This is a genomic window from Pseudomonas sp. TH37 (genome assembly GCF_016650735.1).
Taxonomy (GTDB): domain Bacteria; phylum Pseudomonadota; class Gammaproteobacteria; order Pseudomonadales; family Pseudomonadaceae; genus Aquipseudomonas; species Aquipseudomonas farris.
Map to the genome: position 1 here is coordinate 342,848 of NZ_JAEKFD010000002.1, position 25,783 is coordinate 368,630.

20 protein-coding genes and 2 pseudogenes are annotated in these 25,783 nt (G+C 60.2%); 17 read left to right on the forward strand and 5 right to left on the reverse strand.

Annotated features, from left to right (window positions below; genetic code table 11):
* Positions 1-16: 16 nt before the first annotated feature.
* Both JFU11_RS06665 and JFU11_RS06670 read right to left on the reverse strand, forming a co-directional pair.
* Positions 17-1,054, reverse strand: a complete 1,038-nt coding sequence (locus JFU11_RS06665) for an AraC family transcriptional regulator (protein ID WP_123721210.1) — start codon at positions 1,052-1,054, stop codon at positions 17-19.
* 9 nt (positions 1,055-1,063) lie between these two features.
* Positions 1,064-1,978, reverse strand: a complete 915-nt coding sequence (locus JFU11_RS06670) for a GGDEF domain-containing protein (RefSeq protein WP_123721211.1) — start codon at positions 1,976-1,978, stop codon at positions 1,064-1,066.
* Between the two features lie 498 nt (positions 1,979-2,476).
* On the opposite strand from JFU11_RS06670, the gene JFU11_RS06675 reads away from it, so the two are divergent.
* The 14 genes and pseudogenes from JFU11_RS06675 (at position 2,477) to JFU11_RS06740 (ending at position 20,989) form a co-directional block, all read left to right on the forward strand.
* A complete protein-coding gene (locus JFU11_RS06675) occupies positions 2,477-5,005 on the forward strand; it encodes a TonB-dependent receptor (protein ID WP_201060146.1) in 2,529 nt (842 codons plus the stop codon).
* A gap of 63 nt (positions 5,006-5,068) precedes the next feature.
* Positions 5,069-6,982 (forward strand): phytase, encoded by a 1,914-nt coding sequence (locus JFU11_RS06680; protein ID WP_201060147.1) that lies wholly within the window; start codon positions 5,069-5,071, stop codon positions 6,980-6,982.
* A gap of 96 nt (positions 6,983-7,078) precedes the next feature.
* Positions 7,079-7,789, forward strand: a complete 711-nt coding sequence (gene tolQ / locus JFU11_RS06685) for a protein TolQ (protein ID WP_123721214.1) — start codon at positions 7,079-7,081, stop codon at positions 7,787-7,789.
* A 13-nt stretch (positions 7,790-7,802) separates the two neighbouring features.
* Positions 7,803-8,249: a protein TolR gene (tolR, locus tag JFU11_RS06690; RefSeq protein ID WP_123721215.1), complete on the forward strand. Its 447-nt coding sequence runs from the start codon at positions 7,803-7,805 to the stop codon at positions 8,247-8,249.
* Entirely contained in the window at positions 8,246-9,046 is an 801-nt protein-coding gene (locus JFU11_RS06695; RefSeq protein WP_201121245.1) for an energy transducer TonB, read from the forward strand. Before tolR ends, JFU11_RS06695 begins: the two co-directional genes overlap by 4 nt.
* 96 nt (positions 9,047-9,142) lie before the next feature.
* A complete protein-coding gene (locus tag JFU11_RS06700) occupies positions 9,143-10,369 on the forward strand; it encodes a hypothetical protein (protein ID WP_201060149.1) in 1,227 nt (408 codons plus the stop codon).
* Between the two features lie 50 nt (positions 10,370-10,419).
* Positions 10,420-11,052: a PQQ-binding-like beta-propeller repeat protein gene (locus JFU11_RS06705; protein ID WP_201060150.1), complete on the forward strand. Its 633-nt coding sequence runs from the start codon at positions 10,420-10,422 to the stop codon at positions 11,050-11,052.
* 161 nt (positions 11,053-11,213) lie between these two features.
* Positions 11,214-11,417 (forward strand): annotated as a pseudogene (locus JFU11_RS06710) (DUF2238 domain-containing protein); the annotation flags it as partial.
* 751 nt (positions 11,418-12,168) lie between these two features.
* Complete coding sequence (locus JFU11_RS06715) at positions 12,169-13,275, forward strand: diguanylate cyclase (RefSeq protein WP_201060152.1); 1,107 nt, start codon at positions 12,169-12,171, stop codon at positions 13,273-13,275.
* Between the two features lie 15 nt (positions 13,276-13,290).
* Positions 13,291-14,607, forward strand: coding sequence for a glycosyltransferase (locus tag JFU11_RS06720; protein ID WP_201060153.1), 1,317 nt, complete (start codon positions 13,291-13,293; stop codon positions 14,605-14,607).
* Position 14,608: 1 nt separating this feature from the next.
* A complete protein-coding gene (locus tag JFU11_RS06725) occupies positions 14,609-15,571 on the forward strand; it encodes a hypothetical protein (RefSeq protein ID WP_201060154.1) in 963 nt (320 codons plus the stop codon).
* 6 nt (positions 15,572-15,577) lie between these two features.
* Positions 15,578-16,693 carry an efflux RND transporter periplasmic adaptor subunit gene (locus JFU11_RS06730; RefSeq protein ID WP_123721222.1) on the forward strand — a complete coding sequence of 372 codons (1,116 nt, stop codon included), beginning with the start codon at positions 15,578-15,580 and terminating at the stop codon, positions 16,691-16,693.
* A gap of 7 nt (positions 16,694-16,700) precedes the next feature.
* The gene (locus JFU11_RS06735) at positions 16,701-17,648 is read left to right on the forward strand and encodes an NAD-dependent epimerase/dehydratase family protein (RefSeq protein ID WP_201060155.1); all 948 of its coding nucleotides are present in this window, start codon (positions 16,701-16,703) and stop codon (positions 17,646-17,648) included.
* A 140-nt stretch (positions 17,649-17,788) separates the two neighbouring features.
* The gene (locus JFU11_RS06740; RefSeq protein ID WP_187326428.1) at positions 17,789-20,989 is read left to right on the forward strand and encodes a glycogen debranching N-terminal domain-containing protein; all 3,201 of its coding nucleotides are present in this window, start codon (positions 17,789-17,791) and stop codon (positions 20,987-20,989) included.
* A 19-nt stretch (positions 20,990-21,008) separates the two neighbouring features.
* On the opposite strand, the gene JFU11_RS06745 is transcribed toward JFU11_RS06740, so the two are convergent.
* Complete coding sequence (locus tag JFU11_RS06745; protein ID WP_201060156.1) at positions 21,009-21,278, reverse strand: hypothetical protein; 270 nt, start codon at positions 21,276-21,278, stop codon at positions 21,009-21,011.
* A gap of 466 nt (positions 21,279-21,744) precedes the next feature.
* On the opposite strand from JFU11_RS06745, the pseudogene JFU11_RS06750 reads away from it, so the two are divergent.
* Both JFU11_RS06750 and JFU11_RS06755 read left to right on the forward strand, forming a co-directional pair.
* Positions 21,745-22,889 (forward strand): annotated as a pseudogene (locus JFU11_RS06750) (hypothetical protein).
* Positions 22,890-22,905: 16 nt separating this feature from the next.
* On the forward strand, positions 22,906-23,259 hold the full coding sequence (locus JFU11_RS06755; RefSeq protein WP_052963031.1) for a DUF1428 domain-containing protein: 354 nt from the start codon (positions 22,906-22,908) through the stop codon (positions 23,257-23,259).
* Positions 23,260-23,273: 14 nt separating this feature from the next.
* Here JFU11_RS06755 and JFU11_RS06760 read toward each other — a convergent pair whose 3' ends face one another.
* Entirely contained in the window at positions 23,274-23,468 is a 195-nt protein-coding gene (locus JFU11_RS06760) for a hypothetical protein (protein WP_030128949.1), read from the reverse strand.
* 126 nt (positions 23,469-23,594) lie between these two features.
* Here JFU11_RS06760 and thpR point away from each other — a divergent pair, with 126 nt between their 5' ends.
* Complete coding sequence (thpR, locus tag JFU11_RS06765) at positions 23,595-24,170, forward strand: RNA 2',3'-cyclic phosphodiesterase (RefSeq protein ID WP_123721228.1); 576 nt, start codon at positions 23,595-23,597, stop codon at positions 24,168-24,170.
* Positions 24,171-24,525: 355 nt separating this feature from the next.
* Here the strand turns inward: thpR and JFU11_RS06770 are convergent, their stop codons facing one another.
* Positions 24,526-25,623, reverse strand: a complete 1,098-nt coding sequence (locus JFU11_RS06770) for a polyamine ABC transporter substrate-binding protein (RefSeq protein ID WP_201060159.1) — start codon at positions 25,621-25,623, stop codon at positions 24,526-24,528.
* Between the last annotated feature and the right edge of the window lie 160 nt (positions 25,624-25,783).

The window sequence follows — 25,783 nt, forward strand, 5'->3', positions numbered from 1 at the left end:
CGGATCGCATGACTCCTCAGCCGGTATTGAACAACTGACGGATCAGGTTGGGCGTACTGCCAGTCCAGCGTTTGAACGAGCGGCGGAAGTTTGCCGCATCGTTGAAGCTCAGGTACTCGGCCACTGCTTCGTTGCTGAACCCCTTGATCTGGTAAAGGTACAGGGCCACGTGCTTGCGCACCAAATCCACCTGTTGCTGGAAACCGGTGTCGTGTTTTTGCAGTTTGCGCTTGAGGGTGGCAGGGCTCATGGCGAAGGTTTGGGCGGCTTGTTCCAGGCTTGGAGTGTGGCGCACGTGGCGCTGTAAATAGCGGTACATGCAGTCGAGAAAACTCGACGTGCAGCCCAACTGTTGCAGTTGCCCCTGAGCTTCCTGACGGGCGACCTGGCCAGCAATGGCCGACGCATCGGGCCATCGCTGGGCGAGAAATTCCCGGGGGATGCGCATCAGGTCCAGAGGCCGGTTGAACTGAGTGTGCTCACCCAAATGCACCCAATATTGCTCGACATAACGGGGCTCGGCATGGCTGAAACTGCATTCCCACGGCAGACGCTGGCCGCTCAGCGCGCGACTCATGGCCACCAGCGAGGTCATGCTCGCTTCCAGCAGAAAACGCCATTGCTCGCCGGCCCCGCAACTGTCCAGCCAATAGAGATAGGCGTGTTTTTCATCCAGCACCAATCGCGGCGTCATTAACGGGCTGAGCAGCGCCTGTTGCTGCACCAGGGTGTCGAGTGCCTGGTGCAGATTTTGTGCGTGGCGCAGGGCATGGCTGGCGGCGCCGTAGTGTCCGGGCAGCAGGCGCTGACCGAACAGAAAACTGCTGTCGTCGGCATCCAGCAGACGTCGGCTGTTGCCGATCAGCGCGAAAAACTGCAGGGGGCTGAGGCGGGTCTGGCCAGCCAGAATGTCTTCATGAAACAGCCCGGTGCCGCGCAGCAGACGATGACTGTCGATGTCCCGGGACAGCGCCAGATCGATCAGGGTTGCCGGCTGATAATGCCCGGGAATGAAACGGCTGTCGGTTTCGTACCAAGTGGTTTTCAGGGTCATGGCCGGGCCTCAGGCCGTTCTGGCCAGAGGCTGCTTGGCCCGGGCTAGCGCCAGGTTAAGGCGCTTGAGCAGGGTGTCTGGCGACTCGTTCAGCGCCATCACCACCGCCGTGCTCGCTGACAGCTGCAAGCGTTCGCCGTGCTGCCGGGTTTTGTGCGCCAGGCCCTGAACCGCCTGTTGCAGTTCCAGGGCCAGCAACCGTGCCTGGCTCTCGCCGGTGTTGGGCAGCAGCACCACGAAACGGTCGCCGGCCAGTCGGCAGAGCAAGTCCTGACGCCGCAGATTGAGCAGCAGCAAATGACTGAGCGCTTGCAGCACGGCGTCGCCTTCGGCATGCCCGAAGGCCTGATTGATGGCCGAGAAGTTGTCCAGGTCCAGCGCCAACAACGACAGCGGCTGTTGTTGGCCGTGACTTTCCTCAAGGCTGCCGGCCAGTTGACGCTTGAGGTAATCGGCGCCGCCCAATGGCGTGAGCTTGTCGAACAACCGATGTTCGCGGAACAGCCGCTCGCGTTTCTCCATCTGCGCGCTGATTGCCAGTTGTTCGCGGTGCCAGTGATAGATGCCGATGGTCAGCAGGATCATGCCGACCGGCATCGGCCCGGACTCGAGCCAGTGATCCCAGGTGATGCTGTCGGGCAATCGGATGAACTCGTCGAGGCTGTCGATCCACCAGGAAAAAAAGATCCCGCTCAAACCCAGCGCCAGGTAATTGGTGACGCGGCCGGCCGGCCGACTCTTGAGTACCAATCCCAGCCAGACCAACGCCAGCAACGCCGATCCACCTTCACCGACGATGTCCAGCCAGACCCATTCGCTGACCGGTTTCACCTCGCCGCAGGCCAGATGCAGAAGCAACCCCAGGTTGGCGGCCAACAGCAGCAGGGCGAGTTTCCAACGGTGAGGTTTGAGCACTGAGAACATGGCCGCGATCCTTTGGCGAAGAAGCAATGCGCGCCAGCACAGCAGATGTTTGTGACAGTCGGGTGACTGGGGTGTGAGGCAGGTGTGAGGTCGAATCAGCTCATGGTCCTGCGGGATTTTCTGGCGAGTGAGGACCAGCAAGCAGTAATGCGATCTGTAGCAGCTGTCGAGCCTGCGAGGCTGCGTTCGGCTGCGCAGCAGTCGTCAAACCAGAGATTGCGGTGTGGCAGGCAGACCGCGTCAACCTGATTCACGACTGCTGCGCAGCCGAACGCAGCCTCGCAAGCTCGACAGCTGCTACAACAGTGCTCCGCAGCTGAAATGGCTTGGCTGACAAGTCATTTCAGCTCACTTCCCTCCCCGAAACCCGGCAAAACCCCGGTTTGCCGCACCTCCCGCCAACCCCTGTCACAGAACCGTCATCCCCCGTCCCTAGCGTGCCCTCCCAGTTGCCGGGCCTCTTACCTGGCGTTAACGGACTCTTGGGGGAGGACATTCATGTACAAGCGCAGCAGCACCGCCGGAGTGGTCGGCTTCACGCTCACCGCCCTGGCCATGGCGATCGCCAGTGAACGCCTGAGCGCCGCCGAAACCGTGGCGAACACCGAACACGTCGAAGTGGTGGGCCAGGCGGCGAGCATTGATCAGGCGCTCAAGGAGCAGCGCAGTTCCGACAGCATCAAGAGCGTGGTGCATGCCGACGGCGTGGCGCAGTTGCCGGACGAAAACGTTGCCGAAGCGGTGCAGCGCTTGCCGGGCGTCAGCGTCGAGCGCGACCAGGGCGAAGGGCGATTTGTCAGCGTGCGCGGCCTCGGTCCGGATCTGAACAGCGTGACCATCAACGGCACACTGGTGCCATCGCCGGAAAGCGAACGCCGGGCCGTGGCCCTCGATGTGCTGCCCTCGGAATTGGTGCAATCCTTGTCGGTGATCAAAACCCTGACCCCGGACATGGACGCTAACTCCTTGGGCGGTACCGTGGATGTGAAAAGCCTCTCGGCCTTCGATCACAAAGGGCTGTTCTACACCGGCAGCAGCGAAGCCAGTTACGACAAGAATACCCACCAGACCAGCCCGAAATTTTCCGGCGCCATAAGTGATCGCTTCAGCCTGGGCGACGGCATCGACAACTTCGGCGTCGCTGCGGCGCTGAGCTGGCAGAAGCGCGACTTCGGCTCGGACAACGTCGAAACCGGCGGCGCCTGGGACTTCGAGCAAGGCGCCAAATTGCAGGAGTTCGAGCAACGCGACTACGACATCAGCCGTGAACGCTCCGGTGGCGGCCTGAACTTCGATTACAAACCCGACGACCTCAGTAGCTATTACCTGCGCACCCTGTACAGCCGCTACAAGGATAGCGAGACGCGTAATTCCACCAGCCTCGAATTCGCCGACCCGCTGGCGGCGGGGGAGTTGGGCGACGCCGAAGGCTCACGCAAACTCAAACAACGGGAAGAGACCCAGGAAATCCAGTCCTACGTATTAGGCGGCGAGCGTATGTTCGGCCTCTGGACCCTCAGCGGCCAGGCCGGCTACAGTCGCTCCAGCGAAGACAGCCCGGGCCACATCGCCAACGCTGCGTTCAATGGCACCGACGACTTTGCCGACAGCGGTTTCTACGACAACGACAAGCCGCGGCCCATCATCGGTCAGGGCTTCTACAACCCGGACAACTTCAGCCTCGATAAGGTCGATTGGGAAAAACAGAAAACCACCGACACCGAGAAAAACCTGCGCCTGGACCTGGCCCGCGACTACGACTTCAGCGGCTATGCGTCCCAGGTCAAATTCGGCGGCAAGGTCAGCCGCCGCAACAAAGACAACAACCTCGACGCCTGGGTCTATGAAGATTTCGACGATCTGGGTTTCAGCGATGAACAGCTCAACCTCAGCCGATTCCAGAAAGGCACCGTGGATTACCGCCTCGGCCAGTTCGGTCCGGGCATCAGCGGCAGCGCCATCAAGCAGTTGATCGGTGGCCTGAATCAGGCGGACTTCTATGACGAGACCGAATCGCGGGTCAACGACTTCAAGATCAGCGAAGACATCAACGCCGGCTACCTGATGAACACCATCGATATCGATGACTGGCGTTTCATTGCCGGCATGCGCTACGAAGGCACCGAGTTCGAAGCCAAGGGCACGGGCGCCACCGATGGCGAGTTCCAGTCCACCGAAACCAAACGCCGTTATCACCACTGGTTGCCGGGCCTGCACGCGCGCTATCAACTGGACAAGAACACCCAGGTGCGCGCGGCCTGGACCAAGTCCGTGGTGCGTCCGACTTTCGGCCAACTGGCACCGGGTTTTGTCATTGACGATGACGAGGCGACCTTCGGCAACCCGGACCTCAAGCCGCTGGAATCCAGCAACCTCGACCTGGGCATTGAGCACTACATGGGCCATGCCGGCACGGTCTCGGCGTTCGTGTTCTACAAAGACATCAAGAACTTCGTCTACAACACTGACCTGGCCGGCACCGGCGCCTGGGCCGATTTCTCCGAGGCTCATACGTTCGCTAACGGCGACAGCGCCAAACTCTATGGCCTGGAACTGGCCTACTCGCAGAAATTCGACTGGCTGCCGGCGCCCTGGAACGGTCTGCTGCTCGGCGCCAACACCACCTTCAGCCGCTCCGATGCCGAGATCGAAGGCTTTGACGCCGCCAGTGGTATCAACCGCAAGCGCAGCATCGATTTGCCCAACCAATCGGACACCGTCGGCAACCTGATGCTCGGTTGGGAAGACGACAAGTTGAGCCTGCGTCTGTCGGCCAACTACAAATCCGATTACCTCTTTGAGCTGGCCTCGATCAACGACAAGGCCCACGACCTGCACGTCGATGCCCAGACCTTCGTCGATTTCAGCGCGCGGTACTCGCTGACCAAAAACCTGCAAGTCAGCTTCGAGGCGCAGAACCTCACCGACGAGCCGTACTTCGTCTACACCGGCAACCGCTCCTACAACGGCCAATACGAAGAATACGGCCCGACCTACAAGCTCGGCCTGACCTTCACCCACTTCTAAGCCCCGGGGCGGCAGCCCGGTGTTGCCGCCGTGATGGATGCACGACAAGGACTTTGCCTGTTCATGAGTATTTCGTGGTTACCCAAACACGGTCTGCTGACCACCCTGATCAGCTTGACCATCGGCCAGGCCATGGCGGCCGCGCCGAACCTGAGCCTCACACCCTGGGCACCGAACCTGGCGGTCGACGCGGTGGCGTTTTTGCCCGCCGACCTCGGCCCCGAACGCCTGGCCGCCAGCGAGCGTGACGGCTTGCTGCTGCTCGACGCGCAAGGCAAAGAGCTGGCACGCCTGAAAGGTTCGTTCAGTAGCCTCGACAGCCGCGCCGCCGACCAACACGTCTTGGTGGCTAGCCTCGACAACGCCCGTCAACAAGCGTTGCTGGTCAGCCTCGATCCGGCCAAGCGCAGTTGGGGGCAACCGGTGTATCTGCCGACGCGGGATTACCCGGTGAACGGCCTGTGCCTGTACCGCGACGAAGCCAGCAATCTGTTCCTGTTTCTGGTGGGCGAGGAGGGCAAGGGTGAGCAATGGCTGGTGGGCAACGGCGCCACTTTGAACCCGCAACCGCAACGGGTGCGCGGTCTGCCGCTGCCGCCGTCGGCACAGTTCTGTCAGGTCGACGATGCGGCCAATCAATTGGTGGTCAATGAGGAGAATGTCGGTTGGTGGGCCTACCCGGCGCATGCCGAAGCCGATGTGACGCGCACACCGGTGGCCATGCGCGAACCGTTCGGCGAGATCAAACAGGCAGCGGGTACGATGGCCCTGGTGCCGGGTGGCATCGTCGCACTCGATCCGAAAGCTGCACAACTGCATCTCTATCAGCAGCAGGGCGAACGCTGGACGGCTCAGGCCACCTTGGCGTTGCCAGGCTTGAACGAGCCGGAAAACCTCGCTCTGCGCCCGACGGCCAAAGGCTTGCAAGTACTGCTGCGCGACGATGACGACGGTCGTCTGTATCAGGGCGAACTCGACTGGCAAGCCACGCCGGTGCCCTTGGCGCCGGTGCTGCCGAACGTAAAAGCAATCAGCCAAAGCGACCCGGTAGGGCGCCAGGGCGATGCCGCGGATGATCCGGCGATCTGGATTCATCCGCAGCAAGCAGCCCTGAGTCGGGTGCTGGGCACCAATAAAAAGCAGGGGCTGATGGCGTACGACCTGCAAGGCAAGCTGCTACAGGAGTTGCCGGTGGGGCGACTGAACAACGTCGATATACGGCCGAACTTCAAGCTCGGTCAGCAGACCGTCGACCTCGCGGTGGCGAGCAATCGCGATCACAACAGCCTCAGCCTGTTCAGCATCGACCGCACTAGCGGTGAGTTGCGCGAAGCCGGTGAGATTCCCACGCCGCTCAAGGACATCTACGGCCTCTGCCTGTTTCAACCGGCCAGCGGCGAAATCTACGCGATCGCCAACGGCAAGGACGGCACCTTCCTGCAATACCGCTTGAGCGCGCCGAACGGCAACGTACAGGGCGAGCTGGTGCGCCAGTTCAAGGTCGACAGCCAGCCCGAAGGCTGTGTTGCCGACGACCAGCACCAGCGCCTGTTTCTCGGTGAAGAGGACGTCGGCGTCTGGGCGGTGGACGCCCGCGCCGATCAACCGGCGACGCTCAGCAGCGTGATCAAAGTCGGTGCGCAGTTGCAGGCGGATGTGGAAGGGCTGGCGCTCTATCAAAGCGCGGCGCAGGACTATTTAGTGATCTCCAGCCAGGGCAACGACAGCTATGTGGTGCTCGATGCTGAACCGCCGTTCGCGTCTCGCGGCGCATTCCGCGTCGGGCTGAACGCGGCGGCGGGGATCGACGGCGCTTCGGAAACCGATGGCCTGGAAGTCACCTCGGCCAACCTCGGCGGTCCCTGGAGCCACGGCATGCTGGTGGTGCAGGACGGCCGCAAACGCATGCCCGAGCAAACCCAGAACTTCAAATTCGTGCCCTGGGCCGAGGTCACCAAAGCGTTGAAATTGCCCTGACCCGGCCAGTCATCAACCTGTCATCACTATTTCATCGAATAGCTCAACGGCCGTCGCGCATCGACAGCCCGAGAGCGCCAGACAAGGAGTTTCACCATGCAAGCGACACTGGAACACATGACCATCTGGGGCCTGATCAGTGATGCCAGCCTGCTGGTCAAAGCCGTCATGCTCATCCTGTTGTTGGCGTCGGTGCTCAGCTGGTACCTGATCATCCAGCGCAGCGGCGTGCTGCAACGTCGCGAGCGGCAACTGAACAACTTCATGCAGCGCTTTCGCAGCACTGCGGACCTGTTGCCGCTGTACCGCGAAACCGCACAGAGCACTGACAGCGAAGCCGGTGTCGAGCCGATTTTCCACGCAGGGTTTCAGGAATTCAGCCACCTCAAACAGCACTCGGGCAATGCGGCCGACGTGGTGCTCGAAGGCGTTGAACGGGCGTTGTACGTCGCCATCAGCGAGCAAGAAGTCCGCCTGGAGAAGGGCTTGCAGTTCCTCGCCACGGTCGGTTCCGTTAGCCCCTATATCGGCCTGTTCGGCACGGTGTGGGGGATCATGAATTCCTTCCTCGGCCTGTCCCAGGTGCAGCAGGCGACGCTGTCCACCGTGGCCCCGGGCATCGCCGAAGCGCTGATCGCCACGGCCATCGGCCTGTTTGCCGCCATCCCGGCAGTGATCGCCTACAACCGCTTTTCGGCGCACAGCCAAACCCTGCTGACTCGCTACTACGCCTTCGGCAATGAATTGCAGGTGCGCTTGCATCGCACCTTGCATGGCACGCCGATGAACCTGGCCGTCGCAGCCTGAGAGGAGAATACAGATGCTCGTCAGACCGCAACGCAAGCACGGGCCCAAGGCCGAAATGAACGTGGTGCCGTACATCGACGTGATGCTGGTGCTGCTGGTGATTTTCATGGTCACCGCGCCGATGCTGACCCAGGGCGTGAAGATCGAACTGCCCAAGATCGCCAGTGAAGCGTTGGCCACCGATACTCGCCAGCAAATCCTTACCCTGTCGGTGAAGGCCGAGGGTGGTTATTACTGGAACCTCGGCGGTGAACTGGATACGCAGCACCAGACCGACAGTGCGGTGGCGCTCGATGAGATGCGCGCCAAGGTCGCGCAGATAGTTGCCGAACGCCGTGACACTCAGGTTTACATTCGCGCCGACAAGGACGCCGGTTACGGCAGTGTGGTCGCAGCCATGGCGGCGTTGCAGCAGGGCGGTGTGAGCAACCTCGGGCTGGTGACCGAGGCCCCGCAATGACGGCGATGATCATGCCCAGTCCATCCATGACGTTGCGGGATGCTGCCCGCAGCGGGTTCTGGAAAAACAGTCTGGCGGCGAGCCTGGCGGTAGGGCTGCATGCCATTGTGCTGGCGTTGTTGGTGCACGGCTGGTCGCTGGAGAAACCACCGGTCGAACAGCCGGCGGTGTTGAGAACGCAACTGGTGATGCTGCCACCGGCGCCGCAGCCACAGGCGACTGAACCGGTAGCGGCGCCGACGCCGCTACCGGAGCCAGTGGCCGAGGCGCCCATCCAGCCCGTCAAACCTGCGATCGATCCGCAGATCCAGGCGCAAAAACTTGAACAGGCCGTTCTTGCGCGCAAACGCGTCGAAGACAAAAAACGCGAACTTCAGGCCGAGCAACAACGCCAGCGTCAGGAGACAGAAAAACGCACTCATGACCTCGAGCAGCAACGCCAGGCCCAAGAGCAGGCCCAACGCGCCGAACAATCGCGCCTGGCCGCCGAACGCGCGCGTCAGCAGGCCACCCAAGTAGCTGCCGACAGCCGCCAATACCTGCCCCTGAGCAAGGACGCGCCGGACTATCCGCAACGGGCACTGGATAAAAACATCGAAGGCGATTGCACCGTGGAATACACCGTCAATCCCCAAGGCAAAATCGAGAACCCCAAGGTGCTGGACGGTTGCCATCCGTTGTTCATGCGTCCGTCGCTGGCCGCCGCCAACACCTTTCGTTACCAGCCGAGAATCGTCGACGGCCACGCGGTGGCAGTGCCGGCCGTGCGCAATACCTTTCACTACCGGATCAAGTAAGCGCTCCCCATAGCGGATCGGCGTGCGGCTATGCGGTCGTGAGATAGACTGATCAGCGGGCATCGAACGGTAGGGGTGACAGGTGGCGCGCTTCAGATGGATTCGCTGATCACGGCGGCGGCCCGTGCGCTTGCGGTGGGTGATCCCCTTGGCGCGCTGAACCGCATCGCCTTGCGCGACGACGCGCCAGCCCTCGCGCTTCGCGGCATCGCGATGGCGCAGTTGGGCGACCTTGTGCGCGCGAAGGCGCTGGTGCGCAGCGCCGCACGTGCTTTCGGGCCGAAAGAGGCGTTGGCCCGGGCGCGGTGTGTCGTCGCCGAGGCCGAGGCCGAGATCGCGCTCGCCTCGCGGGATCTGAACTGGCCAACCAAGGCACTCGACGCCGCTCGTGCGACGCTTCAGGCGCACGGCGACTGGGTCAACGCCGCCCATGCGCGGTACCTCGAGATCCGCCGCTTGCTGCTGATCGGGCACCTCGACGAGGCCGAACACCGGCTCGCCGAGCTTGATCCGACGCCGTTACCACCCGCATCGAGAGCAGCCTACGAACTGGTCGTAGCCGGCATCGCAATGCGTCGCCTGCAAACAAAAGCGGCGCGCGCTGCACTCGAACGGGCCGAGCGTGCCGCACAACACGCCGCTATCCCCGCGTTGACGGCAGAGGTCGAAAGCGCCGCCCGCATCCTCGACACACCGGCGGCGCGGCTGATTGTCGGCGGCCGGGAACAGCCGCTGCTGCTCGATGAAATTGAAGCGTTATTGGCATCCCCCACACTGGTCGTCGACGCCTGCCGGTATGTCGTGCGCGACGCAGGCTCGGCGGTTTCACTCGCCCGGCGGCCGGTGCTATTCGCGCTCGCCCGGGCGTTGGGCGAAGCGTGGCCCGCTGACGTGCCGAGGGAGACGCTGATTGCGCGCGCCTTTCGGATGAAGTTCGCGGATGACTCCCATCGCGCGCGGTTGCGCGTCGAACTCGGGCGGTTGCGCGCGGCGCTGCACCTGATCGCCGATGTCGTCGCGACCCCGCGAGGGTTTGCGCTGGTGCCGCACGTTGCGCGTGACGTCGTGGTGCTGGCGCGGCCTGTCGAAGAGCAGCATGCGACGCTGCTCGCCTTCCTCGCCGACGGCGAATCGTGGTCGAGTTCGGCCCTGGCATTGGCGCTTGGCGCCAGTCAGCGCACCGTGCAACGAGCCCTCGACACGCTGGCGGCTGTCGGCAAGGTGCAGTCATTCGGTCATGGCCGCGCCCGTCGCTGGATGACCCCGCCGGTTCCGGGATTCGCGACGGTATTGTTACTCACAGGGTTGCTGCCCAATGACTAGCATCCACTTCACCAACCCAGTGAATGCAGTCAGTGAACGAGGAGCAAGACATGAAACATTCAACAGCTGAAATCATCCGCGAATACGGACCTTTTCCAGGCGTCGACAGCGTGCACGGCGTCACCCATGACGGTCAGCAGGTCTGGTTTGCCTCCGGCGACAAACTCAACGCCCTCGATCCTGCGAGCGGCAAGACGCTGCGCTCGATCGATGTCGCCGCCCATGCCGGTACAGCCTTCGACGGTCAACACCTGTTTCAGATTGCCGAGGATCGCATCCAGAGAATCGACCCGCAGACCGGGCGTGTGCTCTCCACCATCCCCGCGCCCGGCGGCGGTGGTGATTCGGGGCTTGCATGGGCCGAAGGGACGCTCTGGGTCGGCGAATATCGCGAGCGCAAGATTCATCAGGTCGATCCCCAGACCGGGGCAGTGCTGCGCACCCTCGAATCCAACCGCTTCGTCACCGGGGTGACCTGGGTCGAGGGCGATCTATGGCACGGCACATGGGAAGGTGACGAGAGCGAGTTGCGGCGAGTCGACCCAGCCACGGGCGAGGTGTTGGAGAGCGTCCAGATGCCGGCTGGCGTCGGCGTGTCGGGACTTGAGTTCGATGGCCACGACCGGTTTTTCTGTGGCGGCGGCAACAGCGGAAAGGTGAGGGCAGTGCGCCGGCCTGAATAAGCCTTTGCGGCGCAAGTCTCGGGTCGTACCGCGGTGCGCGAATGGAACTAATCTACAGTGGCCGAGCGAGACCTTTTGAGGGCTCAAGCCATGCAACCGAAAGAACATCCGCGATACGACCTGGCGCTGTTGATCGTGTTTCTTTTGATCGTCGCAGCGCTGAAATCGTGGAATGGATAGGTGGGCAGTTCCTGGGAAAAGACACGGCGAAGGCATTTGTCGCTGCACAAAATGACCCATGGGACTCTCAGGCCGACATGGCACTGGCAGTGGCAGGTGCGTTCTTCACGTTATTGGTTGTCTGGTTCCGGCGACGGTTGTTTCATCGAAGCGCTCAATTAAATGCCCTCGAAAAGAATTCATAAAATTTATAGAGTGTTCTAATTGAATGATGTCGATAAGCCGCTAATGTAAAGTTGATGTAACACTTGGGGTGTGCGCGCAGTAGTTGTTTTTCCGACGAGTTGCGTTGAACTTATTTGATCCTGGATAGTATCGATATTATTGCAATGTGCCTGCAAATTGGCAGGTGTTTTTGTCTGATAACAAGACGCATTAAGGCGCGGTTGAATAGCGCTGTATATTCATACAAATGGCCTTTTTGTTTGGCTTTTTATAGTCGTAATTTATTGAATTTCAATGATATTATTTTGGTTATTTGATTAGTGTTTTATGTTATTGATAATTCCGAGTCATCCTGTTTTGTGGCGATATTTTGGCAGTGGTAGTGTCAAAAAATAACCCGGTAATTAGTCGGGCATTTTTCTGGCGGAGTGCTAGTGTTGGTAGTCTTGTGTTGGATCACACTTGGATGCTTCTTAGGGGGAGTGCATCATGTCGACTCCAAATCCTCGTATTGCAGTTTTCGGTAATAGGGTTGCCAGTTCTAATATCCCGGAACTTGAACACTTTTCGGATCTAAGCAGTTTATTGGCTGCGCCTGTATTCGATGTTCTATTGCTTGATATGCCAGCGGCTTATGCCGGGCGAGTGTTGCGTAAATTGCGCTCGACGCCGGCATATCGCTATCAGCTCGTTTACTGCTGTCGAGACCTGGACAGCTGGTGTGAAGCGCTGGGTGATGGCACATGCCCTGCCGAAACAAGCGAAATTAAAATGCTCTGGGAGATCTGGCGAGAACGCTTCAACCTGTTCCGGCAGGGGTCTGCGCCCGAGCGGTTTGAAAGTCGGGTGCTGTCGTGGCTGTGGTTGCGTGCCGACGCCCATGTGTATGCCCTGCGCGACCCCGAAGTCCCCCAGCATTATCGCTATCCGCTGCTCGAAGCACTGGCGGATGCCGAGCAGGTCAACCCGTTTGTCTGGCTCAGTCTGATGGTGCAGCACGACTGGCTGGAAGAGGGCGTGCTGGTCGATCGGGTACGTCTGTGTTCGGACTGTGGCTCGGGGCGCCTCAATTACATTGATGTGTGCGCCGAATGCCAGGCGATGGACATTTCACGGCAACCTTCATTGCACTGCTTCACCTGTGGTCACGTGGGCCATCAGGAGTCGTTTCTCAAGGATGGCGTGTTGCTCTGCCCCAACTGTCTGAACCGTTTGCGGCACATTGGCAGTGACTACGATCGCCCTTTGGAAAACTACCGCTGCCGCTCATGCCAGGCGTTTTTTGTCGACGCCGATGTGCAGGCGCGTTGCCTGGATTGCGGTTTGTCACACGCGCCCGACAAGCTGCGCATACGCGAAGTTCGAGACTTTCATCTGACGGAAGCGGGGCGGTTTCGTTGTCGCCAGGATTTCAACGATCGATCGATCGACCATTTCGGCCGCCTCAATTTATTGGGCGGCAAGGATTTCTTCGAGCTTTTGACCTGGCAGCTTCAGGTGGTGCGTCGTTACAAGCAGCCGGCGTTCTCGTTGATCGGCCTGCGCTTCGTCAACCTGGCCGGTACGCTGGCGCGTCTTGGTGAGCACCGCGGGCATGCCTTCATCGATAGCCTGACGGATCGGCTGAAGGAATCCGTCAGGGAAACCGATCGCTGCTCGCGAAGCACCGAAGAGTTCTTCTGGATCATGCTGCCGCACACGGATGGCAAAGGGCTGGAGTTCGTCGCCCAGCGCTTGAGCCGGGTCGCCGAATTGTTTTCCGCGCCGGAGGTCAGTGACATTTCCCTGCGTGTCGTCAGTTTCACGGCCCCCGGGGATTTGCTCGAGAAAGAAGACGGTGAGCTGTTGCTGGCCCGTCTTGCCAGTGAGTTGATTTAAGCCATGAGCCCGTTGATGGAGCAACTCTATAGCATGCTCAGTGCGATCATGGGGACGGACGGTTTGAGCCGGTTGTTCTACATGCTCTTCCCGTTGTTTCTGGTGTTTGAATTGCCGCTGACAATCATGGTGCTGCTCGGCGTATTGCGCTGGTTTGCCCGTCGGCGCAGCAGCGTGCCGAAGACCAGCCTCTATCGGCCCAAGGTCTCTTGCATCATTACCTGCTACAGCGAAGGAATGGATGTCCAGACCACGCTGTTAAGCCTGTGCGAGCAGACCTACCCCGGCCACATCGAGATGATCCCGGTGGTGGACGGCGCCACGATGAATCAACCGACGCTCAGCGCCGTTCGCCGTTTCAACGTGGACCCGCTGTTGTACCCCCGGCGTCATTTGCGCCCGATCGCCAAATGGCAAAGGGGCGGACGGGTGTCGTCATTGAACGCCGGTTTGTCCCATGCCAGCGGCGACATCGTCATGGCGCTCGACGGTGATACGTCCTTCGACAACAACATGGTCAGTGCCATCGTGCGCAATTTCGAAGACCCCTCGGTACCTGCGGTCGCTGGCAGCCTGCGGGTGCGCAATGTCTGGGGCTCCTGGGTCACCGCGATGCAGGCGCTGGAATACGTGTTGTCGATTCACATGTCGAAAATCGGCCTGGCGGAATGGAACCTGGTGAATAACGTCTCGGGTGCCTTTGGCGCTTTCCGTCGCAGTTTCCTGGTGAAAATCGGCGGTTGGAACACCCATACCGCGGAAGATCTGGACCTGACGCTGCGCATCAAAAGTTACTTCAAGCGACATGACTTGAGGATTCCCTTCGAGCCGGAAGCGATCGGGCATACCGATGCACCCGCGACGCTCAGGCAGTTTCTGATGCAGCGTTTGCGCTGGGACGGCGATCTGTTTTTTCTGTACGTCAGAAAGCACAACCACAACATCAACCCGGATTTACTGGGTTGGAGAACCTTCCTGATGATCCTGGTCAGTGGCTTCTTTTTTCAGTTGGTGCTGCCGTTCATCATCTTCATCTACACCTTGCTGGCGCTATTCATTCTGCCGGGCAAGACGCTGTTGTTTCTGTTTGCGCTGATCTACCTGCTGTACCTGATGATCACCATGCTGCTGTTCGGCGCCATGTTGTCGATGGTGTCCGACCGACCTCGACAGGACGTGACCCTGGGGTTGTTGGTGCCTGTCTTCCCTCTGTTCATGCTACTCATTCGGTGCTGGAGCGCAGTGGCCATGCTCAACGAGGTGTTTCGTCGAGGCCATGAAGAGACCTCGATGGCGCCGTGGTGGGTTCTTAAACGAGCCACGAGGTTTTGATATGCGATCCGTACTTCTAGCCTTGACACTGTCGCTGCCCCCTGCGGCGCTCGTTGCACAACCGCTGCCCCTTCAGGATTTGATCGACAAGCAGCAATCGGACCCCATGTTTCGCACCGGCGAGGCCGACCTGCGGCAACTGCGTTTCTTGCTGGCGTCCACATCAGCGGCAGCGCCGAAAGCAGGGGCAGAGGCGGGGACGAGTTCGGGCAAATGGTCCCAGGCCAGTTATGTCTGGGACAGCGAAGCGTTGCTCGATCCCGATCGGCGCGAGGCGGAGCTTCAGGCGCTGCGCAAGGCCGGGATGGACAAGATCTACCTCGGCCTCAAGGCTGCACAGGTCAATGACTTGGTCACGACTCGCCGACGGCTGGAGCAACTGCTTCAGGACGCGGCCCGAGAAGATCTGCAAGTGAGTCTGTTGCTCGGCGATTCGAGCTGGATCGAACCGACGGACCGTCACCAGCTCAGCGATTTATTGAAGAAATTAAAGGGGCTTGCATTCAGCAGCCTGCATCTGGACCTCGAGGTCGAACAACTGGGCATGCCCGTCCCTGATCAACGCCTGAAAAACTGGCTCGATACCTTGCGCATGGCGTCCAGCGAGAGCCCATGGCCCGTGGAAATATCCAGCCATCATCGTTGGTTCGCTGAACCGAAACCTGGGCAAACCTGTGTGCCTTGCGCACTTCCCGAGGCCGGCGTGCGTCAGGTCAGCCTGATGATCTACACCCGCAACCCGCAAAACAGCGCACGCATGACGGAGCAGATCGCCAAGCGCTGGCCGGCGCTGCAATTTCGTTTGGCCCAAAGCACAGAACCCGAATTGCCAGCCACGGAAAGCTGGGCGGGTGCATCGACTGACCAGTTGAAACACCAGGCCAGCGCCTGGCGCGAACAATTGCAACCGCGGGGGGTTGCCGGTATCGACTGGCAGGCCTGGCGAGACTTCCCCAAACGGTGAGCCGTCATGAAAATTCGTTTCGATAGTCGCAAAGAATTGAACCCCGCCCAGGAACAGGGCTTGAGCGTGCTGTACGCACCGAGCAAGCGCATGGCGTTTCGCGCGCGCTGGTATTTGATTCTGTTGCTGGTCGCCAGCCCCTTGATCTGGCTGGGTGGAAAGCTGGCATACAGCATGCTGATGATCGACGCGCCGGCGCAATTGCGCCTGCCGATTTACGAGGTGCGCGCGCGCGATGCCGGCCGGGTCGATCAGCTGTTTGCAAAGGCCGGTGAGCAAGTCCAGGCCGATCAAATGCTGGTCACTCTGGACAACCCGGAATGGCGGGCCCGACTGGCGCAACTGGCCGCCATGCCGACCAAAGCGACGGGCACCGGAAAAGGCACTGCCCAACTGGGCGGCCGCGAGCGTCAGTTGCTCAAGACCCGAATCGGCAGGGCGGAACAAAAGATCCAGGAATTGGAGTATTTGGTTGAACGAGGCGCGGCAGCTCGCGGCGAGGTGCTGGCAGCGCAGTCGGAGCTCGACGGGTTTCGAGCGGACTTGTTGGCGTTTGAACGCCGCGAGCAACTGGCGCGTCAGCCCACCCAAAGCGTTGAGCGCGAGATCATTCAGCAGAACGCCGAACAGCAGTGGTTGAAGACGCGTCTCGCCGCATTGTCGATCAAGGCCGGGCAGAGCGGCCGGATCGCGGAAGTGCTGGTGACTCCGGGCGAAAACGTCGGTGCCGGCACGCTGTTGATGCGCCTGGAGCGGCTGGAGGACCCGCTGCTATGGATTTATCTGGAACCGCTCAATATCAGTTACGCCGCTATCGGTCAGCCGCTGCGCGTGCGCATGCCGGATGGCCAATGGTTGGCGGCTCACGTGGTTCAGGCGGTAGACAGCGCCGGGCGCACGCCGACGGTGCTGCGCGGGCCGTTTGCTGCCAGTGAAATGGGCTTGCAGGTCGCCGCCCGGTTTGATGACCCACTGCCGTCGCGCTGGCGAATCGATCAACTGCCGTTGAATGTTCGCTTCCCCACCGATTGGCAAGAGATGTTCAGTGCCGGTCGGGCGTTGATGGAAAAAGTCGAGGAGTTCGTCGCGATGGATCGACCTACAACCACTACTCCAGAGTGAATTTGCCATGTCTGCTGATCGAATTCTTGTGACGGGTGGCGCGGGCTTCATTGGTTCGCACCTGGTCGAAGCCTTGCTTGAAAACGGCTATGGCGTGCGGGTACTGGATGATCTTTCAACCGGCAAACTGGCGAATCTGCCGGTGGATCGGGCGCATTTGAGCCTGACAGTCGGGGATGTCGCGGATGCGCCGACAGTGGAGCGCGCCCTGAAAGATTGCAGCGCGGTGGTGCATCTGGCCGCGGTCGCCTCGGTTCAGGCGTCGGTCGAAGACCCGATCGCCACCCATCAAAGCAACTTCATCGGGACGCTGAATATCTGCGAGGCCATGCGACAGGCCGGCCTGAGAAGGGTGGTGTTCGCCTCCAGCGCCGCCATCTATGGCAACAACGGCGAAGGCTCGGCCATCACCGAAGACACGCCCAAAGCCCCGTTGACGCCCTATGCCTCGGACAAACTGGCCAGTGAGCATTTCTTTGATTTTTACCGCCGCCAGCATGGTCTGGAGCCAGTGATCTTGCGCTTCTTCAACATTTACGGACCGCGCCAAGACCCATCATCGCCTTACTCCGGGGTCATCAGTATCTTCAGCGAAAGAGCGCAGAAGCACCTGCCCGTCACGGTGTACGGGGACGGTGAACAGACCCGGGATTTCGTCTACGTAGAGGACCTTGTAAAGGTCCTGGTACAGGCGGTGAAAGAATCGGAGCCGAGCGGCGAACCGGTCAACGTCGGTTTCAACCGCTCCACCAGCATCAACGAGCTGGCGGCCACGTTGAGTACGCTGCTGGGCCGGCCTCTGGCGTTGAATTACGCTGCCCCGCGCTCCGGTGACATCCGCCATTCCCGGGCCGATAACCAGCGTTTGCTTGAACGTTTTCGGTGCACGGAGCCGACCTGTTTTGCAGACGGTCTGGGCCAGTTGCTCAGAAGTCTGGAGAGCGGCGACCGCTGAGTACCCGGGGCGTATTACCGGATGGAACTGTTGCAGCAGGCGCACCGTCAATCGAGGACAGGGCCGCCAGACCTCAGCGAACAGAAACGCCGAGACGCAGGAAGCCTTTATCCTTCGACCCCATGACGGAGGGCCTCTCCATGAGGATCGCTCAGATCGCGCCGCTTACCGAACGTTGTCCGCCCCGTTTGTACGGTGGCACTGAGCGGATTGTGTCTTACCTGACCGAAGAGTTAGTACGACAGGGACACGATGTCACACTCTTCGCCAGTGGCGATTCGCAAACCTCGGCACGCCTGGAACCAGGTGCGCCCCAGGCCCTGCGGTTCGATCCACGCATCAAGGACGGGGCGCCTCATCACATTCTGATGCTCGATCAGGTCCTGCGTCAGGCGGATCAATTCGACGTGATGCATTTTCATGTCGATATCTTCCATTTTCCTTTGATTCGGCACTTGGCCGGGCGCAGCGTGACCACGCTTCACGGGCGTCTGGACATTGCGGACTACCAATCCTTTTACCCTCACTTTCCCGAGGTGCCGCTGGTCTCGGTGTCCAAGGCGCAACGCACCCCGGTGAAGGGTGACGTCAATTGGGTGGGCAATGTCTATCACGGCATTCCGAGTGATCTGCTGGCCTTCAACCCTGAACCGAGCGGCGACTATCTGGTGTTTCTGGGGCGTATCTCTCCTGAAAAGCGCCCGGACCGGGCCATCGAGATTGCCTTGAAGGCGGGGCTGTCATTGAAGATCGCGGCTAAGGTCGACAGGGCTGATCAGGTGTATTGGGAAGAAGTCATCGCACCGATGATCGCCGCCCATCCGAATGTCGAATTTCTCGGCGAGATCGATGAATCGCAAAAGGCAGACTTGCTGGGCAATGCTCGCGCCTTGATCTTTCCCATCGACTGGCCCGAGCCGTTCGGTCTGGTCATGATCGAAGCCATGGCTTGCGGCACGCCGGTGATTGCGTTTGGTCAGGGCTCGGTGCCGGAAGTGATCGACGAGGGCGTGTCCGGTTACATCGTCGATGGCGTCGCAGGGGCGGTCGCGGCGGTGCAGCGGTTGGCAGAGCTGGATCGGCGCAGGGTGCGGGCCAGGTTCGACGAACGGTTCACGGTCGAGCGCATGACCAACAACTATCTGGAGTTGTATCGCCACCTGACGGCGGGCAACACCTATGGCCATCCCTCCACGCCCTTTGATATTCCAGCCACCGCGTCGCTGCAAGAGCTGCGCTTGCGCAACCTGAAAAACAACGACACCTTCGCGGTGTTCGATCCCAATGGCGACGTGCTGTTTGCGGACGACAGCCCGCAAGGGATTTTCCATACCGATACCCGACACCTTTCCGGGCTCTACCTGACGCTTAACGGCGCGCGGCCGCTGTTGCTCAGTTCGACGCTGCGTGACGATAACGCGATGCTCACGTGCGACCTGACCAACCCGGATCTGTTCGACGCCCATGGTGAAAAAATCCTGCACCACGATTTGATCCATCTGCGCCGCTCACGATTCTTGTGGAATGGCTCCTGTTATGAACGGCTGACCCTGCGCAATTTCGACGATTCGCCCCAGCATCTGCAATTGAGAATCCAGTTCGCGGCCGACTTTAAAGACCTGTTCGAGGTTCGCGGCGCCCGGCGTCCGCAACGCGGCGAAGGGCACCGGGCAGAGATTACCGATGAAGAGGTGGTGCTTTCCTACACCGGTCTGGACCACAAACGGCGCATGACCCGCCTGCGTTTCGCCCCGGTGCCGGCCAGCCTGACCTGCGATTCGGCGTTGTTCGAGGTTCGGCTGGCCCCGGGGGAAAGCCAGTCGCTGTTCATGGACATTAATTGCGGCGTGCAAAATCCGCCGTTTACGGTGCGCCACGGGTTCTTCATTTCATTGCGCGATTCCCGACGCGAGTTACGCACGTTCTCTTCGCGGGCGGCCTCTGTGGTGAGCTCCCACGATGTGTTCAACGAGGCGGTCAGCCGCAGCGTTTCCGACCTCTACATGCTCATGACCAAAACCCGCGAGGGGCTATATCCCTACGCTGGCATTCCATGGTTCAGCACCGTTTTCGGACGAGATGCGCTGATCACGGCATGGGAGATGCTGTGGTTTGATCCCGGTATTGCCAAAGGCGTGCTCGGGCATCTGGCCGCCAACCAGGCAACCATCGTCGACGCCCACGCCGATTCCGAGCCCGGTAAAATCCTGCACGAGATAAGGCTGGGGGAAATGGCCGAATTGGGCGAGGTGCCGTTCCGACGTTACTACGGCAGCATCGATTCCACGCCGTTGTTCGTCATGCTGGCCGCCGCGTACCTGGAGCGCACCAATGATTTGGGCACAGTGCGTCAGCTCTGGCCGAATATTGAGGCGGCGCTGACCTGGATCGAGGAGTACGGCGACCGCGATGGCGATGGTTTTGTCGAGTATGGCCGGCAGTCCGCCGAGGGGCTGATTAACCAGGGTTGGAAAGACAGTCACGATTCGGTTTTCCATGCCGATGGGCAACTGGCCGTGGGCCCGATTGCGATTGTCGAGGTTCAGGCCTATGTGTATGGCGCCTGGACTGGTGCGGCCAAAATCGCTCGTCGGCTGGGTGATCCGGAGCGGGCTCAGCGCCTGAAATACAAGGCTCAACGCTTGCGTGAAGAATTCGATTCCCGCTTCTTCGACGAAGAACTGGGCACTTATGTATTGGCCTTGGACGGCAACAAGAAACCCTGTCGAATCCGTACCTCCAATGCCGGTCATGCCCTGTTCGCCGGCATCGCTTACCCGGAACGCGCGGCATCGGTCGTCGACGCCCTTATGGACCGCTCATCCTTTTCCGGCTGGGGCGTGCGCACCGTCGCGTCCTCCCAGGTTCGCTATAACCCGATGAGCTATCACAACGGCTCCGTCTGGCCCCACGACAATGCGCTGATCGCTGCCGGTTTCGCCCGCTACGGTTACCGTCGGGACGCGGCGCGGATTTTCGAAGGCCTGTTCGCCGCGTCGACCTACATCGATCTGCGGCGCCTGCCCGAACTGTTTTGCGGCTTTGCCCGGCAACGCACCCAAGGGCCAACGTTCTATCCAGTCGCCTGCATGCCCCAGGCCTGGGCCGCCGCTGCGCCGTTGTCGATGATTCAGTCGTGCCTGGGGCTGAGCTTCAGGCCGAGGAAACTCAACATCCTGTTCGACGAACCGGTGCTCCCGGCATTTCTGGACACCATCGCCTTGCGGCGTTTGGCAGTGGGTGCTGAATCCGTGGACTTAATGCTCCGGCGCTCGGGAGAAAACGTCATGATCGAAGTTCTCAATCGCCAAGGCCCGGTGCGGATCCTGAGTACCAGTTAGCAAGAGGGGCGCGAGCATGTCAGAAGGTGAACGCTTGTCCCGCCCGTGACGGATGCTGAGCCATTTCAGTCTCCAGCAAATGCTCAACCAGCACATCATTCAAAAAGCGGAACTGATCGTTGAGCCCGACCACTTCGTTACTGAAGTGGTTGGCCGCTGCCGGCATCAGCAAGGCCTCGAATTGCTCGTCGAATACTAGCGCGACTGCTTTGCGAGACACGACCTGCTGCGAATAGTAGTTGGTGCCGAATAGCGGAAAGCTCACGGCGAGGCTGACAGAATGGATCATGATTTCGGCTCCTCGGTTTGACCGATATCCAGCACCAAGCGGGAAAACAAGGTCAGGGTGACGGCCGTCAGGGCCAGGCAGGTCAGGAGATGGATCAACATGGTTTGCCCCTCCGGTGCGGGGTTGAAAATGGGGATGAGGTTAATGCTGCACCTGACGGTTTTTTTGCGGAAGGCATTCACGGCGATGGTGAATATTGATGTGAATGATGATGGCGATCTATAGGAGCTGGCGAAGGCTGCGATCTTTTGATCTTGCTCTCCGATGGCCCCGAAAACATCGCAGGCTGCGCCAGCTCCTACATTTGAATGCATTCCCCTGTGGGAGCGAGCCTGCTCGCGAAGGCGTCCTCGAGGGCATCATCCATTCATCTGACGGACGGAGCCCGGCCCCGACCTATACTCAAATCAGCACGCTCTTTAGCGTCGAACACTCCGTTCGACGAGGACTGTAGGACACCGCGATCTTGAACCTGCGTTCGCTGATCGTCGCTGTGTTAGTGATATTGGCGGGATGCGCCGCGCCCACGCGTGCCCCGGTAATCGTGGTGCCAGTAGTGGTGTCCCAGAGCACCTGGCAGCAGGTGGACCGAGAGATTGTCGCTGCTTCGCAACAGGCCACCGAACAGGCCAGGGTCTACGCCCGCGGGTCCATGGAGCATTGGCGCACCCGGGTTTATCAGCAAACCGAAGAAGTCTTCATTCCGTGGTTCAGCAGCTACTGGACCCAGGAATGGCTGTCGATGAAAGTCAGTTGGTACACCATCAATGCCGGAGACGAGCAGGATGCGACGACCAAACGCCTGGCGGCCTATCTGCTGGAGCAATATCACCGGCGAGTACTGGAACCGGTGGCGGTGGAGATCGATCCCGACGCGGTCCTCGGCCAGGCGACAGAGTTTTATGTGCAACTGATGGGGCAGCAACTCGAAGTTATTTCCAAACGTCATGGCGTGCCAATGGCGCAGCTCAACGGTCGCGTTCAGAAAATCCCGGCTATTTCGCTGGGCCCGCCAAGCGCCCGTGACGCTTCGCTATATCAGGTGGTGCATGCCGAACTGAGCAAATTGCCGGCCTACCAGGCGCTGATCGAGAAGATCCACACGGCGGGCGGCGAGAAGGGCATTGCTTCGACGGATGCCGGCATGGCGCCAGTGGCCAAGCGTGCCAGCCGACGAATACAAGCCGAAATGGCCCCCGAGGCGCGGCCAGTGCCGTGGCGGCAGTGGCGGGGAAGGCGGCCGGGGCGTTGATTTCCGTGGGGGTGGCGGGGGTGCGCGCGATTATTCAGGCTAACGACCGGCCCGATAGCGAGGCACTGATTCGCAGCAGCCTGGGCAATTCGTTCGACAAGGCATGGGTGAAGCTGGTGGATAACCCCGCAACCGGCGTCATGGCTGGAACGCTGTACATGGCCAGGCAGATCGAGGGCAGCCTGGCCGCCACCATCGAACAGTCAGTCGAGCAGTCAGTTGAGCAGCCAGTCGATCAGTCAGTTGAACAGCCAGTCGATCAGTCAGTTGAACAGCGAGTCGAGCCGTCGGTCGATCAGAACGCGGGATCTGTCGATTGGAGCCACGCTGATTCGACTATCCAGCGGATCACCCCATAACCCAAGGAGAACGATCATGGCTTACGTTGATGGCTTCGTCGCGGCAGTACCCACCGCCAACCGCGAAAAATTCAAGCAACACGCGCAATCCGCTGCCGCGATCTTCAAGGAAAGCGGCGCACTCAGCCTCGCCGAATGCTGGGGAGACGACGTACCCGATGGCAAAGTGACCTCGTTTCCCATGGCGGTAAAACTCAAGGAAGACGAAACCGTGGTGTTTTCCTGGATCGTCTGGCCGGACAAGGCCACCCGTGACGCCGGGATGGCGAAACTCATGAGCGATCCGCGGATGCAACCCGACGTCAATCCAATGCCGTTTGACGGTCAGCGCATGATTTTTGGCGGTTTCGATATGATCGTGAAAGCCTGACGGGAGCCGCAGGATCACTCCGGCGTCGGGGCGGTCCTGCAACTCTTGCGGTTACGAATCTCGCTGTCCGAGGGGCGCTCCTTGATGAACTCGAAGCGCGGCTCGCCTTCGTTGTAGTGAACCAGCCAGCCCCATTCCAGCTCGGACTCATCCTGGCCGGGTTTCGGTGGCACGGCCCACCATGGCTCTTTGCTGATGATCTGACGCATGGCGTCCTCCCGTCGATTCGGTTGCTTCAACTATAACGCGCATGCCGGGAGGTGCCAGAAATGCACTTGCTGGTGTGGTATCCCTTTGTAAAATCAAAGGGTCCCCGAAGCCTTGAGGTGGCAGACATGAGCGATGAAACCCGTGTGCCGTTCAAACGGCTGTTCTTCGCCCTGAACTGCGCCCCCGAACAACGCCGGGCCATTGCCCAATGGCGCAACGCGCTGGAGCTCAATGTCGGGCGCCCGGTGCCGGCGGAAAACTTTCATCTGACGCTGCTGTTTCTCGGCACGGTGGGGATGGCGCAGATAGCAGGCGTCTGCGAGGCCGCCGCCAATGTCCAGCTGCCCGGCATGCCGTTGACGGTTGTGCTTGATCGACTGGAAGTCTGGCGTCGCTCCGGGGTTTTGTTGCTGGCGCCCGAGCAAGCAGAACCGCAATTGTTGCGGTTGGTGTATGCGCTGGAGCAGGCCATGTTGCCGTTTGGCTTTGAAGACACCCGTCGGGAATTTCGCCCGCATTTAACCCTGATGCGCGACTACCGGTCACCAGTCCCCGAATCCGCTACGCCACCAGAATTTTTCCTGCGCGCCGACCGCTTCACCTTGTTCGAATCCCATAAAGGTCGGTACCGGGCGCTGGCCGAATGGCCGCTGATTTCTACACAAAAAAAGGCGCCCGAGGGCGCCCGAAATTCACCTTAACCGAGGAAGCCAGGTGAAGCCGTTCTTCTTCAGAGGAGTGCAGCGGTGGTAAGGCGCTGCGTGAACGGAAAATGGTTGAAACCTTGCCACTGATCGTTCCCACGCCCTGCGTGGGAATGCAGCCCGGGACGCTCCGCGTCCCCTTCCAGAGCCGAACGCGGAGCGTCCGTGGAGACATTCCCACGCAGAGCGTGGGAACGATCAGATTGATGTTGGATGTGATGGCCTCATCGCGAGCAGGCTCGCTCCCACAGGGGAACGGCGTCATCAACAAATCTGCGCTCCACCACGGACTCCTGTGGGAGCGAGCCTGCTCGCGATAGCGATGTCAGGTTGAACAGTGATGCCGAGTGAATCACTTACCGAGCTTCACCCGCGTCCAGCCCCGGGTCATCACCCGCTGAATACCGATCGGCATGTCAGGAATCGCATACAGCGTCGCCATCACCGCTTGTGGAGGATACGAACCCGGGTCGTCGCGAATCGCTTCATCCACCAATGGTGTGGCCGCCGCATTGGCGTTGCTGTAGCCAACGCTGTTGGTGACTTCGGCAATGATGTCCGGGCGCATCAGGAAGTTCATGAACAGGTAGGCGTTGTCGACGTTGGCCGCATCCCGTGGGATGGCAACCATGTCGTAAAAGCTGCCGGCACCTTCTTTCGGGATGCTGTATTCGATCTTCACCTTGTCGCCGGCTTCCTTGGCGCGGGCCTTGGCTTGCAGCACGTCGCCGGAGTAACCGACAGCGACGCAGATGTTGCCGTTGGCCAGATCGGAGATGTACTTCGACGAATGGAAATAAGCCACCGATGGGCGAATCTTCATGAACAGCGCTTCGGCTTCAGCGATCTGCGCCTTGTCCTGAGAGTTCACCGGGTAGCCCAGATAGTGCAGGGCGGCCGGAAGCATTTCCGTCGGTGAATCAAGAAAGCTGATGCCACAGGCTTTGAGCTTCGCGGCGTTTTCCGGTTTGAACAGCAGGTCCCAAGAGTTCACCGGCGCATCAGTGCCCAGCACTTCCTTGACCTTGGCCGGGTTGTAACCGATGCCGATCGAACCCCACATGTACGGGAAAGCGTGGCCATTGTCAGGGTCGCTGGCAGAGGCGTTTTTCAGCAGCACCGGGTTGAGGTTTTTCCAGTTCGGCAGCTTCGATTTATCCAGCGGCTGATAGACGCCAGCCTTGATCTGCTTGGCCAGGAAACTGTTGGAGGGCACCACAATGTCGTAGCCGGATTTACCGGCCAGCAAGCGTGCCTCAAGGGTTTCATTACTGTCGAACACATCGTAGGTCACGCGAATGCCGGTCTCGTCTTCGAACTTCTTGACCGTGTCCGGGGCGATGTAATCCGACCAGTTGTAGACGCGCAATACCTTGTCATTGGCCTGGGCACCGGTAGCCATAGCGCCCAATAAGGACAGTGTCAGCAGATTCCTGCCAAACATTTTCATCGGTACAACTCCATTTTCTTTTTTATTCAAATACGCAAAGCAAAAGTGCAGTAAACACAAAACCTGTGGCGAGGGAGCTTTTTGTGGCGAGGGGGCTTGCCCCCGTTCGACTGCGAAGCAGTCGTAAAACCAGCGAATTGGGTGTGCTTGATACACCTCG